The sequence below is a fragment of the Sphingorhabdus sp. genome, assembly GCF_044354325.1.
GTDB lineage: Bacteria > Pseudomonadota > Alphaproteobacteria > Sphingomonadales > Sphingomonadaceae > Sphingorhabdus_B.
This window is the reverse complement of record NZ_JBILAF010000100.1, coordinates 1-7485: the sequence shown is the minus strand read 5'-3', so window position 1 is coordinate 7485 and position 7485 is coordinate 1. Positions and strand designations below refer to the sequence as shown.

Genomic DNA, 7485 nt, shown 5'->3' with positions numbered 1-7485 from the left:
GGCCAGTGAAGGTTACGTCGACAACAGCGCCGATGACCTGCGAAATGCGGCCCGTTGCACCGGCGACGTTAATCGCGGTTTGGCCAGCACCAGCCTTTGGAGCGGGAGCCTTGGTTGCAGCAGCTTTTTTCACAGGCGCTTTTTTAGCGGCTGCGGCGGGTGCTGCGGCCTTTTTTGGAGCGGCGGTCTTCTTCGGGGCGGTTGCCATTTGCTTCTTCCTTGCCTTTGGATGTCGTTAAAGCGCTTCTGCGCCTGCGATAATTTCGATAAGTTCAGTGGTAATCGCCGCCTGACGCGTGCGGTTATATTGAATAGTCAGCTTGTTGATCATGTCGCCCGCATTACGCGTTGCGTTGTCCATTGCGGTCATTTTCGAACCTTGCTCGGACGCAGCATTTTCGCGGTTTGCGCGAAGCAACTGAACGGCAACATTGCGTGGCAGCAAGTCAGCGAGGATTTCTTCCTCATCTGGCTCATATTCAACCGTTGCAGAAACGCCGACGGCATCGCCTTCACCGGCGGTAACAGCGACGGGCATCAGCTGAATTTGCGTTGGTGTTTGCGTAAGGACGTTTTCGAACTTGCTGAAGAACAGATGCGCGACGTCAAAATCGCCCGCTTCAAAACGTGCGGTCAAATCTTCACCCCATGCCTGCACATCAGCGTAAGTGAGCTTGCCCAAATCGCCTGGTTCAATGCTGTGGATGATATCGCCACGGAACGTCCGGCTGAGCTGATCGCGGCCTTTCTTTCCGATGGTGTAGAATTTAACGGTCTTGCCTTCGGCCTTCAACGCCTCTGCCTGACGGCGGGCAAGACGGACGATATTGGTGTTGAATGCGCCCGCAAGGCCCTTGTCGCTGGTGGCGACAACGAACAGATGCACGTCGCTGTTGCCTGAACCAGCAAGCAGCTTTGGCGATTGTGGACCGACCGTTACCTTCGACGCGATGCTTGATACGACCGCTTCCAGTCGTTCGGCATATGGGCGTGATGCTTCTGCTGCTTCGGTTGCCCGACGCAGTTTCGCAGCAGCGACCATTTTCATCGCCTTGGTGATCTTCTGGGTCGATTTGACCGAGTTGATCCGCATTTTGAGGGCTTTTAAACTTGCCATCTTGGTTCCCGTGTTCCCCGGCGCAGGCCGGGGTCCAGTTTATCGTTGTGGTCTGTTCCCCGGCTTTCGCCGGAGATCAGTGAATTAAGCGAAATTCTTCGTGAACTTGTCGAGAGCCGCCATCAGCGCCTTCTTGCTGTCGTCGCTGAAGTCGCGGCTGTCGCGAATGGTCTTCAGGATGCCCGCATCGTTGGCACGAAGGTCAGCCAACATGGCGTCTTCGTAGCGGGTCACGTCGGCGACTGGGATGCCGTCGAGGTAACCATTTGTGCCTGCGAAGATTGACGCAGTCTGCTCTTCGAAAGGCAGTGGCGAGAATTGCTTCTGCTTCAAAAGCTCAGTCAGGCGCGCACCGCGGTTCAACAGCTTTTGCGTCGAAGCGTCGAGATCCGAACCGAACTGCGCGAACGCAGCCATTTCGCGATATTGTGCCAGCTCAAGCTTAATCGAGCCCGATACCTTCTTCATCGCCTTTGTCTGCGCAGCCGAACCAACGCGGCTAACCGACAGACCAACGTTAATCGCAGGGCGGATACCCTGGAAGAACAGGTCGGTTTCAAGGAAGATCTGACCGTCGGTGATCGAAATCACGTTGGTTGGAATGTACGCCGAAACGTCACCAGCCTGTGTTTCAATGATCGGCAATGCCGTCAACGAACCACCGCCATTGGCGTCGGACATCTTTGCAGCGCGCTCAAGCAAGCGGCTGTGGAGATAGAAAACGTCGCCAGGATAGGCTTCACGGCCTGGAGGACGACGCAGAAGAAGCGACATCTGGCGATAGGCAACAGCCTGCTTCGACAAATCGTCATATACGATGACGGCGTGCATGCCGTTGTCGCGGAAATATTCACCCATCGCAACGCCGGTGTAAGGCGCGAGATACTGAAGCGGTGCAGGCTCCGAAGCAGTTGCAGCAACAACGATGGAATATTCCATCGCGCCTTGCTCTTCCAATGCGCGAACGATTTGCGCAACGGTCGAACGCTTCTGACCAACGGCAACGTAGATGCAGTAAAGCTTCTTCGACTCGTCCGTGCCCTTGTTCACTTCCTTCTGGTTGATGAAAGTGTCGATGGCGACAGCAGTTTTACCGGTCTGACGGTCACCAATGATCAATTCGCGCTGGCCACGGCCAACAGGAACGAGGGCGTCGAGCGCCTTAAGGCCAGTCTGAACAGGTTCCGAAACCGATTGGCGTGGGATGATGCCAGGCGCTTTGACTTCAACGCGGCTGCGCTGCGTGGTCTTGAGCGGGCCCTTGCCATCGATTGGGTTACCAAGGCCGTCAACAACGCGGCCAAGCAATTCCTTGCCGACAGGAACGTCAACGATCGTGCCGGTACGCTTTACAACGTCGCCTTCGCGAATTTCGCTGTCGGTTCCGAAAATAACGACACCGACATTGTCCGCTTCAAGGTTCAAGGCCATGCCCTGAATGCCGTTGGCGAACTCGACCATTTCACCAGCCTGAACATTGTCGAGGCCGTGAATACGGGCGATACCGTCACCAACTGACAGAACGCTACCGACTTCCGAAACCTGAGCTTCGGTGCCGAAATTGGCGATCTGGTCCTTAATGACCTTGGAAATTTCTGCGGCGCGGATATCCATTTTACTACTTAGCCTTTCATCGCGTTAGCGAGGGTGTTCAAACGGGTTTTAATAGAAGTGTCGATCATCTGGCTGCCGATGCGGACAGTCAGGCCACCCAAAATGGATGGATCGACTTTGGTTTGGATGGCCACGTCGCTGCCGACGCGTGCCTTAAGATTTGCGGAAAGCGTCTTCATCTGCGCTGCGCTCAAGGCGTGCGCTGAAGTAACTTCGGCGGTAACTTCGCCGCGATGGGCCGCCGCAAGCGACGAGAATGCCCGTGCGACTGATGCGGTTTCACTGAGCCGGCGATTGTCGGCCAGCACGCCCAAGGTCTTGGTCGTCAAAGCATCCAGCTTCATTGCCTTGGCAACAGCAGCGATTGCTTTTTTCGCGTCCGTCCGTGTCAACACAGGGTTGGTGGTCAGTGACTTCAGGTCTGCCGATTCGTTCACAGCTTTGGCGACCGACGTAAGGCTTTTTTCAACGGCGTTGATGGAGTTGGCATCACGCGCCAACTCGAACAATGCCGTCGCGTAACGGCCAGATAGACTGGCTTGTATATTAGCGCTTGTGCCGCCGGAATTATCCACGCGTTGAAGTCCTTAAATGTACAACTGATGTATTTGCTGAACCAGCCGAAAGGTTGCCCTGTCTCTAGCGTCGCCGCGCGCCTAGCAGGGCTTTTGCTGCGATGCAAGATTGGGAATTAAGTTCATTGCATACTGTTGGGGTCGCAAACTTGTTCTGGTGGTGCAAACTGGCGTTGCACGGCAATCGAAAACACGTGAAATGCGGCAGGAGAGGAGACCGAGATGGGTGAAATGATTCGGATGGCAATGTCGGACGGCGCGGAAATTGCCGTCTACCATGCCGTGCCAGATGGTGCGCGGCGTGGTGGCCTTGTGCTGGTGCAGGAAATCTTTGGCGTGACGGACCATATTCGCGAGCTTTGCGACGAATATGCCGCAGATGGCTATGAAGTGTTGTCACCTGCTATTTTTGATCGCGAGCATCCCGGTTTTGAGGCTGACTATACGGGACCCGATTATAACCGCGCCACCGAATTGGCGCGCGAGCTTCATCCCTTTGTACAGTCGCTGGATGATGCGCAGATATGCATTGACGCGTTGAAGGACAAAGGCCCCGTTTTCATCACGGGCTATTGCTATGGTGGCTCAGTGGCATGGGCCGTCGCGGGTATCAGTGACGATCTTGCGGCCGCCAGCTGCTATTATGGCAGTCTCGTTCCGACATTATATGCCGATAAGACCCCCAAATGCGCCACAATCGCGCATTTCGGCAGATATGACCAAGGCATCCCGATGGAGGGCGTAGAGGCACTTATTGATAAGGCGCACCCCACCGCGCAGATATTTGTGTACGACGCCAACCATGGGTTCAATTCGGACCGGCGGAAAGATTATCATGAAGAAAGCGCCGATCTGGCGCGGGAGCGGACCCTGGCTTTATTCCGCGCATGTGGCGGCTAAACTGGATCTCAAAGGGGCATTTCGTCATGACGCCAAGCGCGTGGAAAAATGGTGGTGCAGGGGTAACAATCCGTTGGGCGGTGGTTGATACCGCGCTGGGTAAGATGCTGCTTGCCGCGACCGATAAAGGCATCTGCCGCCTGTCATTCGATGAAGATGAAACTGCGCTGCAACGCCGGTTTCCAAACGCAGATATCATTGCCGGGGGCAGTGCGCTCGCGCATCTGGTAACGGGCGCGATTGCGGCTATTGAGAACCCCGCACACATGCCGGACCTGCCGCTGGACGTCGCGGGCACAGCATTTCAACAGGCCATCTGGAACGCGCTGAAGAGCATTCCGGCGGGCGAAACGCGAACATATGCAGATATCGCTGCTGCGGTGGGCAGCCCCAATGCCGTGCGCGCGGCGGGAAGTGCCAATGGCGCGAATAATGTCGCTGTCCTCATCCCCTGCCACCGGGTTATTCGCACCGACGGGACGCTTGGTGGCTATGCATATGGCTTGGAGCGAAAACAGGCCTTGCTGGACAAAGAACGCGCGCAAGAACGCTTATTGTGATGCGCAGCTGTTTACTTAAGGGTAGATTGCCCGCACAAAATACAGGCCTTCGGGCGGCGCATTTTCCGCCAAGGCGGAACGGTCTGCCGCGTCCAGCGCAGCCTGCAAATCGTCGGCGGTCCAGCGGCCAAGCCCCACTGCAACAAGGCAACCCACCATCGACCGCACCTGGTGATGCAGGAATGACAAGGCCGCAGCCTCGACGATCACATGCTGCCCTTCGCGGCGGACGTTCAACCGTTCGAGCGACTTGACGGGGCTTGCCGATTGGCATGCCGTCGACCGGAAGGTCGTGAAATCATGCACGCCCACCAAAATTTGCGCCGCTGCGTGCATTGCGTCGGCATCAAGCTGCGGACCAACGCGCCACACCCGGCCTTTTTCAAGTGTGAGCGAGGCGCGGCGATTGAGGATGCGATATTGGTAGGACCGGCCAATGCAGCTGAAACGCGCATGCCAGTCATCGGCGACTTCCTCGCAATGCAATATCGCGATGGGGTGCGGCCGCAAATGGGCGTTGATGGCTTCCATCAATCGGAACGCTGAAAGCCCTTTTTCGACATCGACATGCGCGCGCATGCCCAATGCGTGGACGCCTGCATCGGTGCGGCCTGCGCTATAGACCAATGTCTTTTCGCCAGTGGTTTTGAATATGGCCTCTTCGATGGCGCCTTGAACCGAAGGGCCATGGTCTTGCCATTGCCAGCCCATATAGGGGCCGCCGTCAAATTCGATGGTGAGGGCAAAGCGGGTCATTGCAGAACCGTGCCCGCCGGAATTGCCTTGCCACGCAGCAAGTCTGCGGTCGGCATGGCTGGTTTGCCGGCGCGTTGGATGATTGTGGGACGGATCGCATCCACGCCGCAGGCGATGGTCAGCCGGTCGTCCGAAATTGTGCCGGCTGTGCTGCTACCCGCAACAATATCCGCCGAAAGCACACGATATCGTTCGCCCTCAAATTCGAACCATGCCCCCGGCGCGGGGTTATATGCGCGTATCTGTCGTTCGACCGCTTCGGCGGACATTGAAAAATCCAATTTGGTTTCTGCCTTGTCGATTTTGGCGGCATAGGTGACGCCATCTTTCGGTTGCGGCACACAAGGATGGGCATTGAGGTCCGATAATACCCGCACCATCAATTCTGCGCCAAGCTCCGCCAACTCGCTGGTGAGGATGCCCGTGGTCTTGTGCCCGATTTCGATTTCGGTTGTTGCACGTACTGGGCCGGTATCGAGCCCTGCTTCCATTTGCATGACCATGACGCCTGTTGTGGCGTCCCCTGCCAAAATAGCCCGCTGAACCGGCGCAGCACCGCGCCAGCGCGGCAGCAGCGATCCGTGAATATTCAGGCAGCCATGCCGTGGCGCATCCAAGATCGATTTGGGCAGGATAAGGCCATATGCCGCGACAATTGCAGCATCGAGGTCAAGCGCTGCAAATTCCGCTGCGGCATCGTCCTGCCGCAGCGACAGCGGCGTGCGCACATGCAAACCCAGTTCTTCGGCACGCTGGTGCACGGCGGACGGCGTAAGCTTTTTACCGCGGTTCGCGGGGCGGGGCGGCTGCGAATATACGGCAACCACATCATGCCCAGCGGCAACCAGCGCGTCGAGCGCGGGCACGGCAAATTCGGGTGTTCCCATGAAGGCAAGACGCATCGTCACTTTTCCTTTGTTCGAAAGCCCCCTAAGACCCGCAGCATGGCATCGCAAGAAATAGACGCATTGGCACAGGCATTGTCGAAATTGCCCGGACTGGGTCCACGCTCGGCACGGCGGGTTGTGCTGCACCTCATGAAAAAGCGTGAAAGCGTTTTGATGCCGCTTTTGCGTGCGTTGGAGCAGGTCGAACAACGGCTGGTCGTCTGCAGCACGTGCGGGAATATCGATACCGGCAACCCCTGCGGCATTTGCGTTGATCCGCGCCGCGACATCCGTTCGATCTGTGTTGTCGAAGACGTATCGGATTTGTGGGCGCTGGATCGTTCGCGGCTATTTCCCGGAAAATATCATGTCCTGGGTGGCCGGTTATCTGCATTGGATGGTGTTCGGCCGGAGGATTTGAACATCGAAGGCTTGGTTGCCCGTGTTGCCGCCGGCGGCGTCGATGAAGTCGTCTTGGCCATGAACGCCACGCTGGAGGGGCAGACAACCGCGCATTATCTCGCGGAACGGCTTGAACAATTTCCGGTGCGCTTAACCCAGTTGGCGCATGGCGTGCCCGTTGGCGGTGAGCTTGATTATCTGGACGATGGCACCTTGGCACAAGCATTGCGCGCCAGACGTCCAGTCGGTTGATTTATCGTGCGACCGTCCCTATTTGCGACCCATGGCCATATTACCTATTCTTGAAGTGCCCGATCCGCGGCTGAAAACCATTTCGACGCCTGTCGAGACATTTGATGCGGATTTGAAAGCGCTGGTCGATGACATGACCGAAACGATGTACGCCGCGCCCGGTATCGGGCTGGCTGCTATTCAGGTCGGGGTGCCCAAGCGCCTGTTGGTCATCGATTTGCAGGAAGAGGAAAGCGCAGGCGACGAGCCCGTTCGCAATCCGCGGGTATTTGTAAATCCGGAAATATTGGACCCGTCGGACGAACACAGCCTGTATAACGAAGGCTGCCTTTCGGTGCCTGACCAATATGCAGAGGTCGAACGTCCCGCGCAAATCCGTGCCCGCTGGCAGGACCTTGATGGAAAAGTTCATGAAGAGACAA

8 protein-coding genes and 2 pseudogenes are annotated in these 7485 nt (G+C 56.9%); 4 read left to right on the top strand and 6 right to left on the bottom strand.

What is annotated here, in order from left to right; all coding sequences use genetic code 11:
- The 4 genes and pseudogenes from ACIQ0G_RS08935 to ACIQ0G_RS08920 all read right to left on the bottom strand — a co-directional run.
- Window positions 1-208, bottom strand: a pseudogene (locus ACIQ0G_RS08935) (hypothetical protein); the annotation flags it as partial.
- Between the two features lie 27 nt (window positions 209-235).
- Window positions 236-1117 (bottom strand): F0F1 ATP synthase subunit gamma, encoded by an 882-nt coding sequence (locus ACIQ0G_RS08930; protein ID WP_397577606.1) that lies wholly within the window; start codon window positions 1115-1117, stop codon window positions 236-238.
- 84 nt (window positions 1118-1201) lie between these two features.
- Window positions 1202-2731 (bottom strand): F0F1 ATP synthase subunit alpha, encoded by a 1530-nt coding sequence (gene atpA, locus ACIQ0G_RS08925; RefSeq protein WP_397577605.1) that lies wholly within the window; start codon window positions 2729-2731, stop codon window positions 1202-1204.
- An 8-nt stretch (window positions 2732-2739) separates the two neighbouring features.
- Window positions 2740-3306, bottom strand: coding sequence for a F0F1 ATP synthase subunit delta (locus tag ACIQ0G_RS08920; RefSeq protein ID WP_183941654.1), 567 nt, complete (start codon window positions 3304-3306; stop codon window positions 2740-2742).
- Between the two features lie 222 nt (window positions 3307-3528).
- On the opposite strand from ACIQ0G_RS08920, the gene ACIQ0G_RS08915 reads away from it, so the two are divergent.
- Window positions 3529-4206: a dienelactone hydrolase family protein gene (locus ACIQ0G_RS08915; protein WP_397577604.1), complete on the top strand. Its 678-nt coding sequence runs from the start codon at window positions 3529-3531 to the stop codon at window positions 4204-4206.
- 26 nt (window positions 4207-4232) lie between these two features.
- Window positions 4233-4766: pseudogene (locus ACIQ0G_RS08910) on the top strand (methylated-DNA--[protein]-cysteine S-methyltransferase); the annotation flags it as partial.
- 15 nt (window positions 4767-4781) lie between these two features.
- On the opposite strand, the gene truA reads toward ACIQ0G_RS08910, so the two are convergent.
- Together truA and fmt are read right to left on the bottom strand one after the other, a co-directional pair.
- Window positions 4782-5522: a tRNA pseudouridine(38-40) synthase TruA gene (gene truA / locus ACIQ0G_RS08905; RefSeq protein ID WP_397577603.1), complete on the bottom strand. Its 741-nt coding sequence runs from the start codon at window positions 5520-5522 to the stop codon at window positions 4782-4784.
- Window positions 5519-6424, bottom strand: coding sequence for a methionyl-tRNA formyltransferase (gene fmt / locus ACIQ0G_RS08900; RefSeq protein ID WP_397577602.1), 906 nt, complete (start codon window positions 6422-6424; stop codon window positions 5519-5521). The genes truA and fmt overlap by 4 nt, the downstream gene beginning before the upstream one ends.
- Window positions 6425-6466: 42 nt before the next feature.
- Between fmt and recR the strand changes: the two genes are divergently transcribed.
- Complete coding sequence (recR, locus tag ACIQ0G_RS08895; RefSeq protein WP_324479437.1) at window positions 6467-7063, top strand: recombination mediator RecR; 597 nt, start codon at window positions 6467-6469, stop codon at window positions 7061-7063.
- A 31-nt stretch (window positions 7064-7094) separates the two neighbouring features.
- Window positions 7095-7485: peptide deformylase (def, locus tag ACIQ0G_RS08890; RefSeq protein WP_397577601.1), on the top strand; the 391-nt coding region annotated here is incomplete at its 3' end.

Bases quoted from the DNA above. Each gene is read 5' to 3' on its own strand.
- truA (WP_397577603.1), bottom strand. From the start codon at position 5,522: ATGACCCGCTTTGCCCTCACCATCGAATTTGACGGCGGCCCCTATATG.
- atpA (WP_397577605.1), bottom strand. From the start codon at position 2,731: ATGGATATCCGCGCCGCAGAAATTTCCAAGGTCATTAAGGACCAGATC.
- ACIQ0G_RS08915 (WP_397577604.1), top strand. From the start codon at position 3,529: ATGGGTGAAATGATTCGGATGGCAATGTCGGACGGCGCGGAAATTGCC.
- fmt (WP_397577602.1), bottom strand. From the start codon at position 6,424: ATGCGTCTTGCCTTCATGGGAACACCCGAATTTGCCGTGCCCGCGCTC.
- recR (WP_324479437.1), top strand. From the start codon at position 6,467: ATGGCATCGCAAGAAATAGACGCATTGGCACAGGCATTGTCGAAATTG.
- ACIQ0G_RS08930 (WP_397577606.1), bottom strand. From the start codon at position 1,117: ATGGCAAGTTTAAAAGCCCTCAAAATGCGGATCAACTCGGTCAAATCG.